This window comes from Streptomyces sp. NPDC043908 (genome assembly GCF_056435525.1).
Genome location: NZ_JBWKEI010000010.1, coordinates 128,183 through 148,789 on the forward strand (window position 1 = coordinate 128,183; position 20,607 = coordinate 148,789).

General features: G+C 69.9%; 15 protein-coding genes and 2 pseudogenes. 7 read left to right on the forward strand and 10 right to left on the reverse strand.

The window, feature by feature from the left end; genetic code table 11:
- Positions 1–616: 616 nt before the first annotated feature.
- From AC069K_RS22445 to AC069K_RS22455, 3 genes are read right to left on the reverse strand one after another with little or no spacing between them, the layout of a single operon-like run.
- Positions 617–1,483 (reverse strand): sugar ABC transporter permease, encoded by an 867-nt coding sequence (locus AC069K_RS22445; RefSeq protein WP_358832877.1) that lies wholly within the window; start codon positions 1,481–1,483, stop codon positions 617–619.
- Positions 1,484–1,485: 2 nt separating this feature from the next.
- Positions 1,486–2,493, reverse strand: a complete 1,008-nt coding sequence (locus tag AC069K_RS22450) for a carbohydrate ABC transporter permease (protein WP_478618964.1) — start codon at positions 2,491–2,493, stop codon at positions 1,486–1,488.
- A 33-nt stretch (positions 2,494–2,526) separates the two neighbouring features.
- Positions 2,527–3,801, reverse strand: a complete 1,275-nt coding sequence (locus tag AC069K_RS22455) for an extracellular solute-binding protein (RefSeq protein ID WP_365114548.1) — start codon at positions 3,799–3,801, stop codon at positions 2,527–2,529.
- A gap of 313 nt (positions 3,802–4,114) precedes the next feature.
- On the opposite strand from AC069K_RS22455, the gene AC069K_RS22460 reads away from it, so the two are divergent.
- The 7 genes from AC069K_RS22460 (at position 4,115) to AC069K_RS22490 (ending at position 14,905) form a co-directional block, all read left to right on the forward strand.
- The gene (locus tag AC069K_RS22460) at positions 4,115–5,746 is read left to right on the forward strand and encodes a glycoside hydrolase family 13 protein (RefSeq protein ID WP_478618968.1); all 1,632 of its coding nucleotides are present in this window, start codon (positions 4,115–4,117) and stop codon (positions 5,744–5,746) included.
- Between the two features lie 25 nt (positions 5,747–5,771).
- Entirely contained in the window at positions 5,772–6,794 is a 1,023-nt protein-coding gene (locus tag AC069K_RS22465) for a LacI family DNA-binding transcriptional regulator (protein ID WP_478618971.1), read from the forward strand.
- Between the two features lie 155 nt (positions 6,795–6,949).
- Entirely contained in the window at positions 6,950–7,870 is a 921-nt protein-coding gene (locus tag AC069K_RS22470; RefSeq protein ID WP_478618974.1) for a phosphatase PAP2 family protein, read from the forward strand.
- 100 nt (positions 7,871–7,970) lie between these two features.
- The gene (locus AC069K_RS22475) at positions 7,971–10,961 is read left to right on the forward strand and encodes a bifunctional [glutamine synthetase] adenylyltransferase/[glutamine synthetase]-adenylyl-L-tyrosine phosphorylase (protein WP_365112497.1); all 2,991 of its coding nucleotides are present in this window, start codon (positions 7,971–7,973) and stop codon (positions 10,959–10,961) included.
- 767 nt (positions 10,962–11,728) lie between these two features.
- The gene (locus tag AC069K_RS22480; protein ID WP_365112499.1) at positions 11,729–12,616 is read left to right on the forward strand and encodes an alkaline phosphatase family protein; all 888 of its coding nucleotides are present in this window, start codon (positions 11,729–11,731) and stop codon (positions 12,614–12,616) included.
- Position 12,617: 1 nt separating this feature from the next.
- Complete coding sequence (locus AC069K_RS22485) at positions 12,618–13,886, forward strand: MFS transporter (RefSeq protein ID WP_478618979.1); 1,269 nt, start codon at positions 12,618–12,620, stop codon at positions 13,884–13,886.
- A complete protein-coding gene (locus tag AC069K_RS22490; RefSeq protein WP_478618982.1) occupies positions 13,883–14,905 on the forward strand; it encodes a TolB-like translocation protein in 1,023 nt (340 codons plus the stop codon). Before AC069K_RS22485 ends, AC069K_RS22490 begins: the two co-directional genes overlap by 4 nt.
- 26 nt (positions 14,906–14,931) lie before the next feature.
- On the opposite strand, the gene AC069K_RS22495 is transcribed toward AC069K_RS22490, so the two are convergent.
- The 7 genes and pseudogenes from AC069K_RS22495 to AC069K_RS22525 all read right to left on the reverse strand — a co-directional run bounded on the left by AC069K_RS22495 (position 14,932) and on the right by AC069K_RS22525 (position 20,595).
- Positions 14,932–15,291 carry a 5-carboxymethyl-2-hydroxymuconate Delta-isomerase gene (locus tag AC069K_RS22495; protein WP_478618985.1) on the reverse strand — a complete coding sequence of 120 codons (360 nt, stop codon included), beginning with the start codon at positions 15,289–15,291 and terminating at the stop codon, positions 14,932–14,934.
- Between the two features lie 111 nt (positions 15,292–15,402).
- A complete protein-coding gene (locus AC069K_RS22500; RefSeq protein WP_358832850.1) occupies positions 15,403–15,747 on the reverse strand; it encodes a VOC family protein in 345 nt (114 codons plus the stop codon).
- A gap of 119 nt (positions 15,748–15,866) precedes the next feature.
- Positions 15,867–15,953: pseudogene (locus AC069K_RS22505) on the reverse strand (glutamine synthetase); the annotation flags it as partial.
- 208 nt (positions 15,954–16,161) lie between these two features.
- Positions 16,162–16,395: pseudogene (locus AC069K_RS22510) on the reverse strand (DUF6009 family protein); the annotation flags it as partial.
- A 12-nt stretch (positions 16,396–16,407) separates the two neighbouring features.
- Positions 16,408–17,637 carry a pentapeptide repeat-containing protein gene (locus AC069K_RS22515; protein WP_478618988.1) on the reverse strand — a complete coding sequence of 410 codons (1,230 nt, stop codon included), beginning with the start codon at positions 17,635–17,637 and terminating at the stop codon, positions 16,408–16,410.
- A gap of 760 nt (positions 17,638–18,397) precedes the next feature.
- Positions 18,398–19,846 carry a hypothetical protein gene (locus AC069K_RS22520; RefSeq protein WP_478618991.1) on the reverse strand — a complete coding sequence of 483 codons (1,449 nt, stop codon included), beginning with the start codon at positions 19,844–19,846 and terminating at the stop codon, positions 18,398–18,400.
- A gap of 26 nt (positions 19,847–19,872) precedes the next feature.
- Positions 19,873–20,595 (reverse strand): creatininase family protein, encoded by a 723-nt coding sequence (locus tag AC069K_RS22525; protein WP_478618994.1) that lies wholly within the window; start codon positions 20,593–20,595, stop codon positions 19,873–19,875.
- Positions 20,596–20,607: the final 12 nt, after the last annotated feature.

Genomic DNA, 20,607 nt, shown 5'->3' on the forward strand with positions numbered 1-20,607 from the left:
GTCGGTGTGGTGGTTGCTCTGAGCGGCCCTTTTTGGGCCCGGTCGTCGTCTGCGGATGGTGGGTGGTCCCCTTTTGGGCCCGGTCGTCGTCTGCGGATGGTGGTGGGCTGGTCGCGCCGTTCCCCGCGCCCCTTCAGGGCCCGGTCGTCATCTGCCGGTAGCGGGTGGTTGCTCGCGCCGTTCCCCGCGCCCCTTCAGGGCCCGGTCGTCATCTGCGGGTGGTGGGTGGTTGCTCGCGCCGTTCCCCGCGCCCCTTCAAGGGCCGGTCGTCGTCTGCGGGTGGTGGGTGGTTGCTCGCGCCGTTCCCCGCGCCCCTTCGGGGGCCCGGTGGTCGTGTGTCGGGCGGCTTCGGGTGCTTGCGCCCTCGGGCGGGGCAGTCGGGCCCCTCCGGCGTTTGAGGAGCGGGGGCCGGGGCGGAGCCCCGGGCCTTCAGGGGCGCGGGGAACTGCGCGACCAGCCCCCACCGGCCCGCGGACGAACGCGAACCGGGGTCCAGGGGCCGCAGGCCCGGGGTGCACGCCCCGATCCGGGGTGCAGGGGGCGTAGCCCTCGGCCCGGGTGCTGGGGGCGTGGTCCTCGGCCGGGGGTCCGGGGGCTTCCCCCCCGGAAACAGACCTCACCCCTTTGTCGCCCCCGCCGTCATCCCCGCAACCAAGTGCTTCTGCGCGAACAGGAAGAACACCGCCGCCGGCACCGCGATCAGTACGGACGCCGCCGTCATCGGACCCCAGTTCGCCGTGTACTGCGTGACGAACGTCTGGAGCCCACCCGCCAGCGTCAGGTTCTCGTCCCCCACCATGAACGCCGACGAGTACGCGACCTCGCCCCACGCCGTGATGAAGGAGTAGAAGGCGGTCACGGCGAGCCCGGGCTTGGCGAGCGGCAGGATCAGCCGCCAGAACGTGCCGAACGGGTTCAGCCCGTCCACCCGCCCCGACTCGTCGATCTCCACCGGGATGCCGTCGAAGAAGCCCTTCATCATCCAGGCGCAGAACGGGACCGCGATCGTCAGATACGTGATGATCAGACCCACCGGCTGGTTCAGCAGCCCCAGCTGCCCCATGAGGTTGTAGAGCGGGACGATCAGGATCGCCATCGGGAACATCTGGGTGATCAGCAGCGTCCACATCAGCGGCCGCATCCCGGGGAACTTGAAGCGGCTCACCGCGTAGCCGGTGGTCGCGGAGATGAAGACGCCGAGCAGCGTCGTCACCCCGGCGATCAGCGCCGAGTTCCCGAACCAGGTGAAGAAGCTCGTCTTGTCCACCAGATAGCGGTAGTTGTCGAGCGTCGTGTCCTTGAAGAAGTCCGTGGTGATCGCGTACTTCGCCGGCTTCAGCGAGGTCAGCAGCACCCACAGGACGGGGAAGACGGCGATGACCGACGCCGTGATCAGCGTGGCGTGCAGCCCGACGGAGGCGAGCGGCGAGCGCCTGCCCCGTACCGGACCGCGCGTACGCGCGGACTCCCGTGCCGACGACATCGTCACCACACCTCTCCCTGCTTGCGAAGCGAGCGCCGGTACACGAGCGCGAAGACCATCAGCACCGCGAGGATCAGCACGCCCCACGTCGCCGACCCGGCGAAGTCCCGCGGGCTCTCCACGAAGGCCTGCCGGAACGCCTGCGTCACCAGGATCTCGGTGGAGTCACCGGGACCGCCCCGCGTCAGCAGGAAGATCACCGGGAACATGTTGAACGTCCAGATCGTGGAGAGCAGGATCACCGTCGAGGACACCGACCGCAGGCCCGGGACCGTGATGTAGAGGAACCGCTTCCAGGGCCCGGCCCCGTCCATCTCGGCCGCCTCGTACAGCTCGCCGGGGATCGACTGCAGGCCGCCGAGGAGCGCCACCATCATGAAGGGGACGCCCAGCCAGACGTTGACCGCGATGACCGAGAACTTCGCCCAGGTCGGGTCGTCCAGCCAGGGCACCGCCGCGATGCCGCCGCCGTCCAGGACCTTGTTGAGCAGGCCGTTGTCGCGGTTGAAGAGGAAGCGCCAGGCGAACACCGAGACGAAGCCGGGGACCGCCCACGGCAGGATGAGCATCATCCGGTAGGCGGCGCGGCCCCGGAACTGCCGGTTGAGCATGTTCGCCAGCGCCAGGCCGAGCAGGAACGTGGTGGAGACACAGCACACCGTCCACACCACGGTCCACACCAGCCGCTGCATGAAGACCGGGTCGTTCAGCACGTCCACGTAGTTGTCGAGGCCGACGAACGTGTACGTGGCGTCGATGTGGTTGGCGCCGATCGTGCGGCCGACGTTGCGCTCGTTGGCGTCGGTCAGCGACAGGTAGACGCCGCGGCCGAGCGGCCATCCGATGATCACGCCGAGGACGATCACCACGGGGGCGACCATGGTCCAGGCGTACCAGTGCGTCGAGAGCGCCCGCCGGAGCCGGCCGGGGCGCTCGCCGGTCGCGCGGCCCCGGCCGCGGGCGCTCTCGCCCGCGGCCTTCGCCGTCGACTGGCCGGTGTGGACAGTCATGTCAGTCAGTACCCGTCTCCCGCTGCCCGTCCGCTACTTCCAGTCCTTGAGGATCTTGTGGAAGGCGGTGGCGGCGTCCTTGGCCGCGTCCTCGGGCGAGGAGGCGCCGGTCACGGCCTTGGTGAACTGGAGCTTCAGCGGCTCGAAGAGGGCGCCGTTCTCGGGGATCCAGGCGCGCTCGACGGCCTTGTCGACGGCCGGCTTGAAGAACCTGACCATCTCGTTGGACTTCACGTCGGGCTGGTCGTACGCGGCGGTCCGGGTCGGCAGCAGGCTGAGCGCCTTGGTGGTCTGCACCTGGACGGTCTGCGAGGTGAGGTAGTCGACGAAGGCGTGCGAGGCGTCGCGGTTCTTGGAGCCCGCGTAGACCGCGAGGTCGTGGCCGCCCTGCGGGGCGCCCTGGGCGGCCGAACCCGCCGGGACGACGGCGACGCCGAGGTTGGACTTGTCCTTGAACTCGTCGCCCGCGTACACGTCCGCCACCGACCAGGGGCCGTTGACCATCATGGCGACCTTGCCCGACTTGAAGGCGGTCTCCATGTTGTTCCACCCGTCGGTGGCGTTGGTGATCGCGGCGCCGGAGGTGACCAGGTCGCGGGCGGCCTTGAAGGCCTTGACGCCGGCCGGGCCGTCCACGGTGACCTTCTTGTTCTTGGCGTCGACCAGGTCGCCGCCCTCGCCGTAGATGAACGGCAGGAACCAGAAGGAGTCGTCGCCGCGCAGGTACAGACCGGTCTTGCCGGTCTTGGACTTGATGGCGGCGGCGGCCGTCTTCAGCTCCTCCAGGGACTTCGGCGGCTCGACGCCGGCCTCCTTGAGCATCTTCTTGTTGTAGAAGAGGCCGAGGGTGTCGATGACCTGCGGGACGGCGTACATCTGGCCGTCGTACCTCCCGCTGGCCGCGGCCTGCTTGAGGAAGGCGGAGTCCACTTCCTTGGCCTTGGCGTCCGGGACCTTGTCCAGGTAGCCGAGCGAGGCGAAGTCGGAGACCCAGCCGACGTCGGCGCGGATCACGTCCGGCGCGTCGGAGCCGCTGCTGAACGCGTTCTTGATCTTGTTCTGCGCGTCGCCGTAGGGCACGTTGACGTACTTGACGGTGACCTTGGGGTGCTGCGCGTGGAAGTCCTCGGCGATCTTCTTGAACGTGGCCTTCTCGGTGTCGTTCGAGGTGTCCCACCATGTGACGGTGCCGGAGAGCTCGCCCGAGCTCTTCTTGTCACCGCTGTCACTGCTGTCACTGTCGCCGCAAGCCGTCGCCGCGAGCGCCAGGGTCGCGACCAGCGCGGTGGCCGCTATGCCACGTCGCATGTGAACTCCTTCAACGGGTGCCGCGCCATCACGGCGCCGGATCGCCAGGAACGTAACAAGGATGAAAGAAGACCGAAAGACCTTGCGAAGAATTTCTGCAAGGCCGGTCGATCGTTACATCCGCGTGTCCACACGGTTGCCGATGCGCGCCTTGTCAGAGGGGGTCTGCGTACTCCATGGGCACGTCCGGGAGGCCGGCACCGCCCTTGCAAGGCTTCCGCAAGACCTTGCAGGACTGTTACCTTCGAGGCGCAGCGGCGTTGATCCCACAGGCGCAGGACCCCGTGCAGGCCACCGGAGAGGGACCCCGTTCATGACGCAGGAGCTGACCACGACCACCGCCGTCGCGGACGGGGCGGACCGAGCCCCCGCGAGCGGCACCGGCTGGTGGCGCGACGCCGTGATCTACCAGGTGTACGTGCGCTCCTTCGCGGACGGCGACGGCGACGGCATCGGCGACCTGCCCGGCATCCGGGCCCGGCTGCCGCACCTGGCCGCCCTCGGCGCGGACGCCGTCTGGCTCACCCCCTTCTACGCCTCCCCGCAGGCCGACGGCGGCTACGACGTGGCCGACTACCGGGCCGTCGACCCGCTCTTCGGGGACCTCCAGGACGCCGACGACCTGGTCCGCGAGGCCCACCGGCTCGGCCTGCGGGTGATCGTCGACATCGTCCCCAACCACACCTCCGACCAGCACAGCTGGTTCCGCGCGGCGCTGGCCGGCGGCCCCGAGCGCGAGCGCTACCACTTCCACCCCGGCAGCCGCGGCGCCGTGCCCGCCCAGGGCGGCGCCGCGCCCCCCAATGACTGGGAGTCGGTCTTCGGCGGCCCGGCCTGGACCCGTACCGAGGACGGCGAGTGGTATCTGCACCTGTTCGCCCCCGAGCAGCCCGACCTCAACTGGGAACACCCCGAGGTGCGGGCCGAGTTCGAGTCGGTGCTGCGCTTCTGGCTCGACCTCGGCGTCGACGGCTTCCGGATCGACGTGGCGCACGGCATGGTCAAGGCGGCCGGGCTGCCCGACATCGGCGCCCGCGAGCAGGCCAGGCTCATCGGCGCCCAGGAGCTGCCCTTCTTCGACCAGGACGGCGTCCACGAGATCCACCGCTCCTGGCGCCGGCTCCTCGACTCCTACGAGGGGGAGCGCATCGCGGTCGCGGAGGCCTGGGCCCCCTCGCCGGAGCGGCTCGCCCTGTACGTACGCCCCGACGAGCTGCACCAGGCGTTCAACTTCCAGTTCCTCACCTGCCCGTGGGACGCGGCCGAGATGCGCGCGGTCGTCGACGCCTCGCTCGCCGCGACGCGCGCGGTCGGCGCCCCCACCACCTGGGTGCTCTCCAACCACGACGTGGTGCGCCACCCGACCCGCTACGGCGGCGGCGCCCGGGGCCTGCGCCGGGCCAGGGCCGCGGCCCTGCTGATGCTGGCGCTGCCCGGCTCCGCCTACCTCTACCAGGGCGAGGAGCTGGGTCTGCCCGAGGTGACGGACCTGCCCGACGAGGTGCGCCAGGACCCGTCCTTCTTCCGCGCCGAGGGCCAGGACGGCTTCCGCGACGGCTGCCGGGTGCCCATCCCGTGGACCGAGGACGGACCCTCGTACGGCTTCGGCAGCGGCGGCAGCTGGCTGCCGCAGCCCGACTCCTGGCGCGGCCTCTCCGTCGAGGCGCAGTCCGGCGACCCGCGCTCGACCCTGGAGCTCTACCGTTCCGCCCTCACCCTGCGCCGCGAGCTGCCGGGCCTCGGGGACGGCGAGATGGAGTGGCTGGAGGCGCCCCGGGACGTGCTCGCGTTCGCCAGGCCGGGGTTCGTGTGCACGGTCAACACGGGCGCCGACGCGGCCCAACTCATGGTCCCGGGAAGGCCGCTGCTGTCGACGTCGGCGCTGGAATTCACGGGCGGTAACGTCACGATCCCCGCCGAATCAGCGGTCTGGTGGGCAATCTGACGTGCGACCGGTACAGTCCAATCCCGTGACCGCACGGCTTGCCGACATCGCAGCCCAGGCGGGGGTCAGCGAAGCCACAGTCAGCCGCGTGCTCAACGGCAAGCCCGGTGTGGCCGCGGGCACCCGTGAGTCGGTGCTGGCCGCCCTCGACGTCCTCGGCTACGAGCGGCCGGTGCGGCTGCGCAGGCGCAGCGCCGGTCTGGTCGGTCTGATAACGCCGGAGCTGGAGAACCCGATCTTCCCGGCGCTCGCCCAGGTCATCGGGCAGTCCCTGACCCGCCAGGGGTACACCCCGGTGCTGGCCACCCAGACTCCCGGCGGCTCCACCGAGGACGAGCTCACCGAGATGCTGGTGGACCGGGGCGTCTCGGGGATCATCTTCGTCTCCGGGCTGCACGCCGACACCACCGCCGACATGGACCGCTACGAGCAGCTGCGCGCCCAGGGCGTGCCGTACGTGCTGGTGGACGGTTTCTCGCCGAAGGTGCAGGCGCCCTTCATCTCCCCCGACGACCGGGCGGCGATGCGCCTGGCGGTCACCCACCTCGCCGCGCTCGGCCACACCCGTATCGGCCTCGCGGTGGGCCCCAAGCGGTTCGTCCCGGTGCTGCGCAAGATCGAGGGCTTCACGGCCGCGATGGAGGACTCGCTGGGGCTGACCCCCCTGGAGGCCGAGGCGCTGGTCCAGCACTCGCTGTACACGCTGGAGGGCGGCCAGGCCGCCACCACCGCGCTGATCGCGGCCGGCTGCACGGCCGTGGTGTGCGCCAGCGACATGATGGCGCTCGGGGCGATCCGGGCGGCCCGCCAGGCCGGCCTGGAGGTGCCGAAGGACATCTCGGTGGTCGGTTTCGACGACTCCCCGCTCATAGCGTTCACCGACCCCCCGCTGACCACGATCCGCAAGCCGGTGACGGCGATGGGGCAGGCGGCGGTCCGCGCGCTCCTGGAGGAGATCGGCGGTACGCCCGCGCCGCACAGCGAGTTCGTGTTCATGCCCGAACTGGTGGTTCGCGGTTCAACCGCTTCTGGACCGGCTCCCAAGTAGTCCCCCGGTGGGGCGGGCGCCCGCTTCGGCCTAAAATCGGGGGAAGAGTCACTCTCTCGTCCCTGAGGAGTCCTCCACTGGGTGGAGAAATCCGGACCGAACCCGACCGGAGGACGATCTGCGGGGAGGGGGTCCGTCTGGCAGACTCTCTCGCTATGGGTGAAATGACCGTGAAGACTCTGGAAGGTACGGCGGACACCCCGTCGGCCGCCTCGTCGGCTGCGCCCTCACCCCTCTCGGAAGAACACCCCGCCGAAGCGCCGACGCCGCCGGTCCCGGCAGCACCCGCCTCACTCCTCCAACGGCTGCGCACCCCGCGCCGCCCCCGGATCTGGTTCGAAGTCCTCCTGATCGCGGTGAGTTACTGGACGTACTCGCTGATCCGCAACGCCGTCCCCGAGCAGCGGACGCAGGCGCTGGACAACACCGACTGGCTCTGGTCGGTCGAGCAGCACCTGGGCATCGCCGTGGAGCGCTCCGTCAACCACGGCGTCAACTCGGTGACATGGCTGATCACGGGCATGAACTACTACTACGCCACGCTGCACTTCGTGGTGACGATCGGCGTCCTGGTGTGGCTCTTCCGCAGCCAGCCCGGCCGCTACGCCGCGTCCCGCCTCGCCCTCTTCGCCACCACCGGCGTGGCCCTGGTGGGCTACTACTTCTACCCGCTGGCACCGCCCCGCCTGATGAACGGCGGGGGGTTCGTCGACACCGTCCTGGCCCACCACACCTGGGGCTCGATGGCCTCCGGCGACCTGAAGAACATGTCGAACCAGTACGCGGCGATGCCGTCGATGCACATCGGCTGGTCGCTGTGGTGCGGTCTGACCGTCTTCGCGCTCGCCAAGGCGCCCTGGGCGCGCGTTCTGGGCCTGCTCTACCCGGCGGCGACCCTGGTCGTCATCGTCTCGACGGCCAACCACTTCTGGCTGGACGCGGTGGGCGGCGTCCTCTGCCTCGCCTTCGGCTTCCTCCTCTCGTACGCCTGGTACGGAAAGCTCTTCCACCGGCTGCCCCGGCGGGTTGCTGCCCCACCGCGCGGCCGCGTGGTGACCGGCACGGCCCGTGCGTGACCCCCGCCTCGCCCGCCCCCGCCCGGCCCGCTCCGGATAGGCTCGTTCCCGACCTTGATCCGGCGCGGAGCCGGGCGCGGTGGCAGGAGGAGGCGACGGAATGACGGCGGTGCCCGGGCGCAGGAGCAGCACCTTCACACGGCTGCTGCGGTTCGGCTTCACCGACCCGTCGGCGGCCGAACGGCTCCTCGACGTTCCCGAGCTCGCCTCCGTACGGACCGACCCGGTGCTCCTGGACGCGCTGGGCGCCACCGCCGACCCCGATCTGGCGCTCGCCGGGCTGGTACGGATCGTGGAGGCGCAGGACCCGGCCGAGCGGCGGGCGCTGCTGGACACCCTGATCACCGCCAAACCGCTGCGGGACCGGCTGCTGGGGGTCCTGGGGGCCTCCGAGGCGCTCGGCGACCACCTGGCCCGGCATCCGCGCGACTGGCACGCCCTGGTCACCTACGAGGCCGCGGACCTGCATCCGGGGGTCGCGGAGTTCGAGCGGGGCCTGGCCGGGGCCCGCGACCCGGTGGCGCTGCGGATCGCCTACCGCCGGTGCCTGCTGGCCATAGCGGCCCGTGACGTGTGCGGGACGACCGACGTGGCCGAGGCGGCGGCCGAACTCGCGGACCTGGCCACCGCCACCCTGCGGGCGGCGCTCGCCATCGCCCGGACCGCGGCACCCGAGGACGCCGCCCTGTGCCGGCTCGCGGTCATCGCGATGGGCAAGTGCGGCGGCCACGAGCTGAACTACGTCTCCGACGTCGACGTGATCTTCGTCGGGGAGCCCGCCGAGGGCGCCGACGAGCGCAAGGCGCTCCAGGCCGCCACCCGGCTCGCCTCGCACCTCATGCGGATCTGCTCGGAGACCACCGTCGAGGGCACCATCTGGCCCGTCGACGCCAACCTGCGCCCCGAGGGCCGCAACGGCCCGCTGGTGCGCACGCTCTCCTCGCACCTCGCCTACTACCAGCGCTGGGCCAAGACCTGGGAGTTCCAGGCACTGCTGAAGGCGCGGGCGGTGGCCGGGGACCCGGAGCTGGGAGCCGCCTACATCGAGGCCGTCTCGCCGCTGGTGTGGCAGGCGGCCGAGCGCGACAACTTCGTCGCCGACGTGCAGAAGATGCGCCGCCGGGTCATCGACACCATCCCGGCCGCCCAGGTGGAGCGCGAGCTGAAGCTGGGCCCCGGCGGACTGCGGGACGTCGAGTTCGCCGTCCAGCTCCTCCAGCTCGTGCACGGCCGCAGCGACGCCACCCTGCACAGCGGCACCACCCTGGACGCCCTCGGCGCGCTCGCCGCGGGCGGCTATGTGGGACGCGCGGACGCCGCCCAGCTCGACGAGGCGTACCGCTTCCTGCGCGCGATGGAGCACCGCATCCAGCTGTACCGGCTGCGCCGCACCCATCTGGTGCCCGAGGACGAGGCCGACCTGCGGCGCCTGGGCCGCTCGCTGGGCCTGCGCACCGAGCCGGTGAGCACCCTCAACCGGGAGTGGAAGAGGCACGCCTCCGTGGTGCGGCGGCTGCACGAGAAGCTCTTCTACCGTCCGCTGCTCGACGCCGTCGCCCAGCTCTCCCCCGGCGAGACCCGGCTCAGCCCGCGCGCGGCGGGCCAGCGCCTGGAGGCCCTGGGCTACGCGGACCCCACCTCGGCCCTGCGGCACCTGGAGGCGCTCTCCTCGGGCGTGACCCGCAAGGCCGCCATCCAGCGCACCCTGCTGCCGGTGCTGCTCGGCTGGTTCGCCGACTCCGCGGACCCGGACGCCGGTCTGCTGGGCTTCCGCAAGGTCTCCGACGCGCTCGGCAAGACGCCCTGGTACCTGCGGCTGCTGCGCGACGAGGGCGCGGCGGCGGAGAACCTGGCCCGGGTCCTCTCGGCCGGCCGCCTCGCCCCCGACCTGCTGCTCCGCGCCCCGGAGGCGGTGGCGATCCTGGGCGACCCGGAGGGCCTCGGGCCCCGGCTGCGCGAGCCGCTGGAGCAGGAGGTGCTGGCCGCGGTGAACCGCGCCGAGAGCGCCGAGGGCGCGGTCGCGGCGGCCCGTGGCGTACGCCGCCGGGAGCTGTTCCGCACTGCGGCCGCCGATCTGATCGGCAGCTACGGCACGGAGGACAACCCCGCCGAGGAGGACCCGGGGGCCCTGGTCGACCGGGTCGGGAACGCGGTGACCGACCTGAACGCGGCGACCCTCTCGGGCGCGCTGCGGGCGGCGGTGCGGGCGGAGTGGGGCGAGACGCTGCCCACCCGGTTCGCGGTCATCGGCATGGGCCGCTTCGGCGGGCACGAGCTGAGCTACGGCTCGGACGCGGACGTCCTGTTCGTCCACGAGCCGCGCGACGGCGTCGACGAGCAGGAGGCCGCCCGGGCCGCCAACCGGGTCGTCACCGAGATGCGCCGACTGCTCCAACTGCCCACCGCCGACCCGCCGTTGCTGATCGACGCCGATCTGCGCCCGGAGGGCAAGAGCGGCCCGATGGTGCGCACGCTCGCGTCCTACGCCGCGTACTACCGCCGCTGGTCCCTGGTGTGGGAGAGCCAGGCGCTGCTGCGCGCCGAGCCGATGGCGGGCGACGCGGAGCTGGGGCGGCGGTTCATCGAGCTCGTCGACCCGCTGCGCTACCCGGCCGAGGGGCTCGGGGAGGACGCGGTGCGGGAGATCCGGCGGCTGAAGGCCCGGATGGAGTCCGAGCGGATGCCGCGCGGCGCCGATCCGACGCTCCACACCAAGCTGGGGCGCGGCGGCCTCTCGGACGTCGAGTGGACAATCCAGCTCCTCCAGATGCGCCACGGCTGGGCCGAGCCGGGCCTGCGTACCACCCGCACCCGGACCGCGCTCCGCGCCGCCCGGGCGGCGGATCTGATCAGCACCGAGGACGCGGCGACGCTGGACGAGGCGTGGGTGCTGGCGACGCGGGTGCGGAACGGGGTGATGCTGGTGCGGGGCCGCCCCGGCGACACGTTCCCGTCCGACGGACGCGAACTGGCGGCGGTCGGCCGCTACCTGGGCTACGAGCCGGGCCACGTCGGGGACATGCTGGACGACTACCGGCGGGTTACGCGGCGGGCGCGGGGTGTGGTGGAGCGGTTGTTCTACGGGGTGTAGCCCTCGGGCGGGCGGCGTCCCGGGGTCGCCCGCGGGCCGTCCGTAGCCGCTCGCGCAGTTCCCCGCGCCCCTGTAGGCGTCGTTCACCTGCGGACCGCAGTGGGCTGGTCGCGCAGTTCCCCGCGCCTCTTGCCGGCCGGGGCTTCGTCTGCAGACCGTGGCGGGCTGGTCGCGCAGTTCCCCGCGCCCCCAAAAGCGTCGTTCACCTGCGGACCGTGGTCGGTTGCTCGCGCAGTTCCCCGCGCCCCCAAAAGCGTCGTTCGTCTGCGGACCGTGGCTGGTTGCTCGCGCAGTTCCCCGCGCCCCTGGGAGGTCTGTGGCTGAGCTGAGTTCCCCGACTGCGACCGACCCCCAAGGGGCGCGGGGAACTGCGCGACCAGCCCACCACCCACCCACAGACAAAACCCGGGCCGTATAGGGGCGCGGGGAACTGCGCGACCAGCCCATCACCCACCCGCAGACAAAGCCCAAGCCCTGAAGGGGCGCGGGGAACTGCGCGACCAGCCCACCACCCACCCGCAGACAAACCCCGGGCCGTATAGGGGCGCGGGGAACTGCGCGAGCAACCCACCACCCACCCGCAGACAAAGCCCGAGCCCCCAAGGGGCGCGGGGAACTGCGCGAGTGGCCACAGACGGCCCGCGGACAAAACCCGCACCCCAACCGTTCCCGCTTCCTTCACCCGCAAGGATCTTCCCGTCTTCAACGGCCCGCCCTACCCTCACGGTGCACCGCCCCCCACATTCCCCCACCCCGGAGGTACCGCCGTGTCCGGCTGGTCCATACCTCGCCGCACCCGCACCGCCCTCGTCACCGCCCTCGGTCTCGCCGCCGCTTCCGCCGGCCTGTGGGCGGGGCTCGGCGGCACGTCCGCCGCCTCGACGACGGCGACGGTCCCCACCCCCGACCACACCGTGGTCGTGGTCTTCGAGAACCACGCCTACAACCAGGTCATCGGCAGCTCCAGCGCCCCGTACATCAACTCCCTCAGGAGCGGCGGCGCCAACCTCACGCAGTCGTACGCCGAGACCCACCCGAGCCAGCCCAACTACTACGCGATGTTCTCCGGCTCCACGCAGGGCGTCACGAGCGACAGCTGCGTCAAGGTCGGCTTCTCCTCCGCGCCCAACCTGGCGTCCGAGATCATCGCCAGGGGCAGGACCTGGGCCAGCTACAACGAGTCGCTGCCCAGCCAGGGCTCGACCACGTGCGGCAGCGGCAAGTACGCGCAGAAGCACAACCCGTGGTTCGGCTTCTCCAACGTGCCGACGTCCAGCGCCAAGACCCTCGCGCAGTTCCCGACGGACTTCACCACGCTGCCCACCGTCAGCTACGTCGTGCCGAACCTGTGCAGCGACATGCACGACTGCTCGGTCTCGACCGGCGACACCTGGCTGAAGACCAACCTGAAGGCGTACGCGGACTGGGCCACAACCCACAACAGCCTGCTCGTCGTCACCTTCGACGAGGACAACCGGCTCGCCGGCAACAAGATCGCGACCGTCCTCTACGGCCAGCCGGTCGTCCCCGGCTCGACCTCCTCGACCACGTACAACCACTACAACCTGCTCCGCACGATCGAGGACATGTACGGCACCACGCACGCCGGCCAGGCCGCCAACGCCTCGGACATCACGGGCATCTGGGCCTCCTGACGTGTACGTAGCAGACAGCCGCGGCACCCCCGCGGCCCCCGCCGCCCGGCTCACCCCCGGGCGGCGGTCCGCCGTGGCACCGACCGTGCTGGCCCTGGGCGCGGTCAGCCTGGTCACCGACGTCTCCTCGGAGATGGTCACCGCCGTCCTGCCGCTCTACCTGGTCACGGGCCTCGGCCTGTCCCCGCTCGGGTTCGGTCTGCTCGACGGCGTCTACAACGGCTTCAGCGCGCTCGTCCGCCTCGTCGGAGGCCATCTGGCCGACCGGGGCGGGCGCCACAAGTCCGTCGCGGTCCTCGGCTACGGCCTCTCCGCGGTGTGCAAACCCCTGCTCCTGGTGGCGGGTTCGCTGCCGGTGATCGGCGCGGTGCTCGCCGTCGACCGTACGGGCAAGGGGCTGCGTACGGCCCCGCGCGACGCGATGATCTCGCTGGCCTCGGCGCCCGAGGCGCGCGGGCGGGCGTTCGGGTTGCACCGCGCGATGGACACGGCGGGAGCCCTCCTGGGGCCCCTGGCCGCGTTTCTGATCCTTCGTCAGGCCGTGGACGGGTACGACGCGGTGTTCACGGTCAGCTTCTGCGTGGCGGCGGCCGGCGTCCTGGTCCTGGTCCTGTTCGTGCCCGGGCGCACCGCCGCCGAGCACGCCCCGGACGCCCCGCGCGCCTCGCTGAAGGCGGCGCTCGCGCTGCTCGGCGAGCGCGAGGTGCGCCGACTGGCGCTCTGCGCCCTGCTGCTGGGCCTGGCCACGGTCAGCGACTCCTTCGTCTACCTCCTGCTCCAGCGGCGCCTGGACGTCCCCGACCGCTGGTTCGCGCTGCTGCCGCTCGGCACGGCGGCGGCGTTCCTGCTGCTGGCCGTGCCGCTGGGCCGTCTCGCCGACCGGGTGGGCCGCTGGCAGGTCTTCCTCGGCGGCCACGCGGCCCTGCTGTGCGCGTACGCCCTGCTGCTGCCGGGCCGGCCCGGGGCGGCGCTGCCGTACGTCGTCCTCGCCCTGCACGGCCTGTTCTACGCGGCGACCGACGGCGTCCTGATGGCCGCGGCGGCGGGCGCCGTCCCCGCCCCCCTGCGCTCCAGCGGCCTGGCGTTGATCCAGACCGGCCAGGCGTCGGCCCGTTTCGTCTGCTCGATCGCGTTCGGCGCGGCCTGGACGGCGTGGGGCGACCGGACGGCGCTGGGCACGGCGGCGGTGGCGCTGGCGGTCTGCGCGGCCGGCGCGATGCTGCTGGGCCCGGCCGAACCGGCCCGCACCGACGGGAGGACACCGGCATGACCCTGCGCCACAAGCTGATCGTCCTGGTCACGGCCCTGGTCGTGCTCGCGGGCGTGGCCACCGCGTCCGTACGGCACGCGGTGGGCCGTGAGGACCGCAGGAACCAGGTCCGGGCGGGCGGCCCGACCGTGCGCGGCGGCGAGGTCTCGCTCGCCCCCGGCGCCGGGCGCCGGATCGTCTTCCGCACCATGTCCTGGGGCCCGCACCGCGACGAACTGGCCACGGTCCCGGCCGCCGCCCCCTCGGGGCCGCGCACCGCGTCCGGGGTGAAGTGCCTGCGCTTCCACGCGGCCGGGGGCACCGGGGTGTGCCTCCAGGCCGAGCGGGGCGCGGTGCGGGACGGCTACCGGGCGGTGATCCTGGACGCGGAGCTGAAGGAGCGGGCCCGCTACGGCCTGCCGGGCATCCCGACCCGGGCGCGGGTCTCCCCGTCCGGGCACCTGGCCGCCTGGACGGTCTTCGTGGGCGGCGACTCGTACGCGGGCACGAACTTCTCCACCCGTACGGCGATCCTCGACACCCGCACCGGCACGCTCACCAGGACCCTGGAGGACTTCGCGATCGAGCGCGACGGCCACCCGTACCGCGCCTCGGACGTGAACTTCTGGGGTGTCACCTTCGCCGACGACACCCGCTTCTACGCGACGATGGCGACGGCCGGGAAGACCTATCTGGTCCGCGGTGACCTGCCGTCCCGCCGGGTCACCACCCTCCGCACCAACCTGGAGTGCCCGTCCCTCTCCCCCGACGGCACCCGCCTCGCCTTCAAGAAACGCGTCCCGGGCCTCCCGGCGGACGCGCCCTGGCGGCTGTACGTCCTGGACCTGGCCACGATGCGCGAAACCCCGCTGGCCGAGCCGCGCAGCGTGGACGACCAGCTGGTGTGGCAGGACGACAGGACGGTGACGTACTCCCTGCCGGGCGACTACGGAGCCGACCTCTACACCCTCCCCGCCAACGGCACGGGCAGCCCCCACCGCCTGCTGACGGCGGGACTGGCGCCGGTGTTCCTGGGCTGAGCGGCGTGCGGAGCAGGCCGGCCGGGTCAGTCCTTGTGCGAGCGGTAGGACTCCCGCTCCATCTCGCGGACCTCGACCATGACCTGGAGCTGGTGGCCCTCGGAGGCCTTCGCGTGCCGGACGGCGATGTCGCGGACCGTCTCGGCCAGCTTCGCGCGGGTCTCCCGAGTGCGGCCGCTGAGGATCGAGAGCTCTATGAAGACGGCGTCGACGGTGTCGTCGCCCTCGCCGAAACAGGACTCCTCGATCTGCCGGAAGCGCGTCTTGAAACCCGCGCTCGGGGCGTCGATGACGGTCGGCGCGGTGGCGTGCACCTCGCGCGCGAAGGCCTGGCGGTCGAAGGTCGGCCTGAGACGTTCCGAGTACTCGACATGGACGAACGGCATGCTCAATCCTTAGGTCGCACGGCAGAACCGGCTGGCTCTCAGCAGCCGCAACCGGCCCCCGCCGGACGGTATTCCCGCCCCCGTGCGGGGGCGGGCCCGCCGTGCGGTGCCTCAGGAGGGCTGGACCAGCCCGATCGCATTGCCGTCGGCGTCCTTGACCAGGGCCGTCAGCCGGCCGCCGCCGACGTCCTGGACGGGCTGGAGCGACTCGGCGCCCGCGTCGAGCAGGGCCTTCACGGTCTTGTCGATGTCGTCGACGTGCCAGTACGGGACCGGTCCCGTCATCCCCTTGCCGTGGCCGTTGGGGTCGAGCCCCACTTCCTGCCCGGCCGCGTCGAACTGCACGTAGTACGGCTCGTCCATCACGGGCTCGGCCCCGAGCAGCCCGCCGAACAGGGCCTTCGCGGCGGCGATGTCCTTGACGGGGTAGATGATCGTCTTCAGGCCTTGGGTCATGGGGGTGCTCCTCGCAGTGCATGGCGCGGGGCGGCGTACGGCCGCCCCTGCCATGACACACCCCGCCGCCCGCACCCGCCCCCCGGGACCACCCGAATGCCGGACCCGTACGTACGCCCCTACAGCACCGGCAGGTTCTTCCGCAGCTCGAAGGCCGTGACCTCGCTGCGGTACTCCTCCCACTCCTGCTTCTTGTTGCGCAGGAAGTTGGGCGGCTCGGACACGGCTTCGGGGAACCCCTCGCGCGACGCCCGTGACCTGCAAGGGAGAGGCCGTCATTGGTTGTTGTTGGGCATTGCTGGCCACCGCTTGACGGCCCAGGGACGGCCCAGGGCAGTGTGGGCCAGAAGCCAATCGCCCGGGCCCGAACTCACCCTCACGTCGCCGTCGACTCATGCGTCGGGAGGCCGGGCCCCAGGCTCGCTCGGTGAGTTCACCCCAGACCCTGGGGACGACGGTTCGTGGGTCTACAGCCTCACTCGGTGCGGTGGTCTTGTACGTGCCGTCCGGCTGCTCGGATCGGTCATGCTCCTTGATCCAGAAGACGCGCCGCACAAATCTGTCGGCTACGTCGCACTTGGAGCGTCGGTGCGCAGTACGGAGTACCCAATTGCGAGTCGGACAGTCGGGACAATGAGAGGGCAGCACTCAGGGCAACTTTCAATTTCGCCACAAGCGGCGCATTCTTCGCCAATGCCTTCGGTGAGCGGGTTGATGGGACGCAAGATTTGGGACAGGCCAGGGAGTCACGACTTTCTCTGGTGTGTATGCGTCTTTGAAGGAGAGGCGTCCACCTTCAATTTCGGCTTCTGCGAGAGATACGGTCCCGGACATGAAGTAAGCCTCATCAAACAGGACCGATGTTCCGATCAGGTGTATGTCGAAGTCGACCGATGATCCGCAAAATTCTGCACCCATGAAGCTTAGGAATCCGCCTCTCAATTCGGCCCCCGAGAACCAAACTTCGCCACCCATGAAATTAGCCCCTAGCCAAACAGGCCCCCCGAATGTCAGCTCTCCGTCATCATCAATTACGCAGCTCCCGAACGTAACTCTACTGCCAACGAAGAATGCTCCCCCGAAGGCGACTTCGCCTCCTCTGAATTGCGAGAAGGTGAAAGAAACTATTCCGTCCATGAAGTGGGCGCCGGTGAAAAGAACCTGCGCCCCAAGGAATGCGGCTGGTGGATCTTCGCCGCTTCCGAAATTTACATGCGCGCCAGTGAAGTGGGCGCCATCGAAAGATATGGTTCCGTCGATGAATTGACAGCCGGAGAAGTCAACCTCTCCCGACGTGAAATGGCAGCCGGAAAATGACCCGCCATCGAATTTTGCGCCACTGAAGTCCAGGTCAAACCCACACCATGTGGTTTCCTGGCCGGGGTCTTGCAGGTGTTCTGTGATTACCTTGATGGCTGTGAATCGCACCTCCTTTTCGCCTGGGGGTGCGGCCTCCGGGCTGTAAGGCATGCGGAGATAGGCGCACAATAGGCGGCAAATGGTCTCTCGTTGGGCGCTATCGTCGTCAGACAATTTTGAAAGAGCGTAAATTCCGGCGAGCCTGACGGCCGCACTTTCGTGTCCGAGCTGCTCGGCTGCAGCTTGGTAGCGAGCCCCGAGGCCTGCGGCATCTTCTCGATGGCTTGCTGCCTCCTCTATCCTTTGTTTCCGATATGCGTAGACGATTGCAAAGACTCCGGCCAAGAGGCCGGCTGCCGTTACGGTGCTTCTCGTTAGGTCGAAAAGCCTCTCCTTTGGCAGTGATGCGGATTTCCCGGGCCAAAGGCCGATGTGCGCTCCCGTCAGTTCGGCAAATCCAACGAATATGGCCCACGCTGCTGTAGTTGCCGTAGCGAAGGAAATGGCCAAAGTGAGGGGGAAGCCAGGCATCCGCGGCGTATGTCTCCCCGCGTCCTGTTTCTTTGCTCGCCCCCCGCGGGGCTGCGTCTTCCTCGGCTTTCGGTGATGGGGTAGCTGCATAGCACGGAGCTTACCGAGCGAAGAATGGCGGCAGGGCAACTTTGCTACTCCCCGAGAGGGGCCGTTACAGAGCCCACTGTCCGGCGCGTTTGGATTGGTCGGCGTGGGTACTGGGGTCCGAGAGCAGGTGCGTCGTCTCCCTGGACGCAGCCCCTGGCACGCATGGCAGCGAGAAAGTGAGCTCCTTCAGGGCAGCCGCCCTCACTCTGGAGCGGCAACGCGGCGTGTTGGCGGACGCTCTGCCGATCCAGCCCATGGTGCGGCCGTTGGACGAGGCGCTGACTCCGATCCGAAGAATAATCATGAATGTGGCAGTCAGCTCAAGGGCTTGCAGGACCGGGGCTAGCCACTGGTTGCCGTCCTGGATAACCCGGGCGCACAGCCGATCCCCTTCAGCTCGCGCATGATCTTCTCGGCCATGTTCGGCTACCTCACCCTCCAGGCACCCGTGGCGCCGGGAGGCGCACTCGGTGAGTTCCGTGCGGTCGCTGGCCGGAACGGGAGACTTCGCCACCACCACGTGTACATCAGCGGCGTCGCGGTCCCGCGAGGACCACGCGGTCCGCCATGTCCCTGCCCAGGGACTTCAATGGCCCCCGCGACCGGCGCTGGGTGCTGATCGCGGTCCGGACCGCGATCGTCCCCCTGGGCGCGAGGGGAACTCGGCGTCCTAGGCGTGAGATGGCTCAGCGCTGGCGATGGCGTCGATCCCGGTGAGAGTGTCCCGCCATGCTGCCCGCCATGCCTTGCGGCGGAGGTCGTCGACCATGGCCCCGTCGACGCCCGTATCCGCGTCCAGGGGCCACAGCGGAGCGTCGCCGGCTGCGAGGCAGATGCGGGCAAGCAGGCTGCGGCGGACGAGGTCGCGCAACCGCTCCACGGCGTGCGCGATCGCTCGTCCATCACGTAGGCCCTCGGGAACGCCCGAGATCTTCCGAATCTCCCTGAGGAGAGCCTTCTCCGACATGGCGCCGCCATGGACGAGTACGGATCGGAGCCCGTAGATCACACCCACGTCTTTGAAGATCTGGTCCGCTGGATCAAGGTCAGTGGACAGAAGCGTTGCCGCGCGGGCCTTCAGCCGCAGCGTGACGTCGTCCTTATCCTTTCCAGACAGTGCTGCTTCGAAGGCGGTCGCCAGGTCGACGATCTGCTCAGGCCATCCGTACGCGTGGAAGGACATGAGGAACTTGTCGAGCGCCATTCTGAACGAAGTGAATGCCATGTCTGTTCGCGGCTGCTCCGCGGCGGCAAGGAGTTGCCCAAGGCCGTCTACGCGGCTGGCATCATCCGGGCAGAGGGTGATCACCCGGGCAGCTCGCTGCGTCGGAGAGGCGAACCCGGGCCCCGCGCCCCGGAAGCGGTGCACGGTGGGCTTAAAGTCTCGGACCGTGTGAGTCGCCCCTCGGATCTCCAGCATCGACTCGCCGGTACCCGGCTTCAATAGCCGTACCAGCAACAGAAATCGTTCGATCCGCTGAGACAGCGGCACGGCCAGGTCGTACAGCTGCGGGCCGCTGTCCCGTGCGATGATGACGCTCTCTGGCGGCGCGAAATCGTGCGGTCGGCTTCGGCCGTAGACGCTCGTCGCTCCGGGGATCACCGCCGAGATGATCCGATGCAGCTCTCTAAAGTGATCGGCTGCTTCCGCGATCACCGGCTCGACACGGACGTCGGTGAACTCGACTGGCTGGCCGCCTTCAGTCGTCATATGGGAAATCACTCGGCAACACGCCACCTCGTGGGCGTCTGAGCGGACTGCCTGGATGAGGTCACGCAGCGACTGCTGTGCGGCTGGCCCGTGGGGAGAGAACGCCGCATGCGCACGTGTCAGACGGGCGATGAACGTCTCCAGGAAGCTGAAGATCAGCCCGCCGGGGAACAACCGCTCGTCCAGTGGCTTGTCAGCGCCGAACCGGGGATGTGCAGCCACAATCGCATCTTCAAGCGCTTGGTACTCGGCCAGCGGCATGACAGAGTCCCCGAAGTAGTCACGCCCGACCTCTAGGTAAGGGTGAAAGGCTGGCGGCGGAACCACCCGTTCCTCCTGAAGCCGAGCCCATGCAACGGCCAGGAATGCTCGCCCCGTCTCTCGCAGGCGGCTGTCGATGTCATTCATTCACCCAGCATGGACGCTGAAAGGGCTCAGTGGCTTTGATCCTGGGCGTCGAGCACCTGAAGGTGGGTGGCGAAGTCTTCGACAAGGCTCGCGATCACAGCCTTGCCCTTGTCCGCCGTGGCGTACGAGGGGAAGCCGATCACTCCTGTCTGGGTGTAGGCCTTCATTCCTTCGATAAGGAGGAACGGGCGCTCACCCCCGTCATGGTCGGCGGCCTCGAAGCCGGGACGCACGAGAGAGGGCTCCGCATGGAGCAGGATCGACGTCTCGATCTCACCCGCATGCATGTCGCCGTGTGCGTCCGAGACCAGCCCAGCGCCTTGACGTGCCCGGCTCCACTCGCGGCTCAGCGGGAACAAGCTCATGCGTGGCTCGGTCAGGTTGGCTTCCTGCACGATGTTCGAGAGCACGTAGTTCCCGCCATGAGCGTTGATGAGTACGAGTTTTCGGATGCCGGAAGACTCTAGCGATTGCGCAATGTCCCCGATCACGGCGTGCAGCGTGCGGGCGCTGATGCTGACCGTTCCGGGCCATGTCCCGTGCTCATGGCTGCACGCGATGCTGATGGGCGGCAGTTGCAGCACGGGGTAGGCCGCAGCGACCTCGCGAGCGATGACACACGCGATAGCGGTGTCCGTGATGAGTGGCAGGTGGGCTCCGTGCTGCTCGTACGAACCGATTGGGAGCACTGCCACGCTGGGGGTCTGTTCCTGCACGTCGGTTGTGGTGATCGTGGGCAGCAGATTCACAGCTCTCCTTGG

Excerpts from the sequence above, each read along its gene's own strand:
- AC069K_RS22445 (WP_358832877.1), bottom strand. The coding sequence starts at position 1,483 with ATGTCGTCGGCACGGGAGTCCGCGCGTACGCGCGGTCCGGTACGGGGC.
- AC069K_RS22450 (WP_478618964.1), bottom strand. The coding sequence starts at position 2,493 with ATGACTGTCCACACCGGCCAGTCGACGGCGAAGGCCGCGGGCGAGAGC.
- AC069K_RS22455 (WP_365114548.1), bottom strand. The coding sequence starts at position 3,801 with ATGCGACGTGGCATAGCGGCCACCGCGCTGGTCGCGACCCTGGCGCTC.
- AC069K_RS22460 (WP_478618968.1), top strand. The coding sequence starts at position 4,115 with ATGACGCAGGAGCTGACCACGACCACCGCCGTCGCGGACGGGGCGGAC.
- AC069K_RS22470 (WP_478618974.1), top strand. The coding sequence starts at position 6,950 with ATGGGTGAAATGACCGTGAAGACTCTGGAAGGTACGGCGGACACCCCG.
- AC069K_RS22475 (WP_365112497.1), top strand. The coding sequence starts at position 7,971 with ATGACGGCGGTGCCCGGGCGCAGGAGCAGCACCTTCACACGGCTGCTG.
- AC069K_RS22490 (WP_478618982.1), top strand. The coding sequence starts at position 13,883 with ATGACCCTGCGCCACAAGCTGATCGTCCTGGTCACGGCCCTGGTCGTG.
- AC069K_RS22495 (WP_478618985.1), bottom strand. The coding sequence starts at position 15,291 with ATGCCGTTCGTCCATGTCGAGTACTCGGAACGTCTCAGGCCGACCTTC.
- AC069K_RS22500 (WP_358832850.1), bottom strand. The coding sequence starts at position 15,747 with ATGACCCAAGGCCTGAAGACGATCATCTACCCCGTCAAGGACATCGCC.
- AC069K_RS22515 (WP_478618988.1), bottom strand. The coding sequence starts at position 17,637 with ATGCCTGGCTTCCCCCTCACTTTGGCCATTTCCTTCGCTACGGCAACT.
- AC069K_RS22520 (WP_478618991.1), bottom strand. The coding sequence starts at position 19,846 with ATGAATGACATCGACAGCCGCCTGCGAGAGACGGGGCGAGCATTCCTG.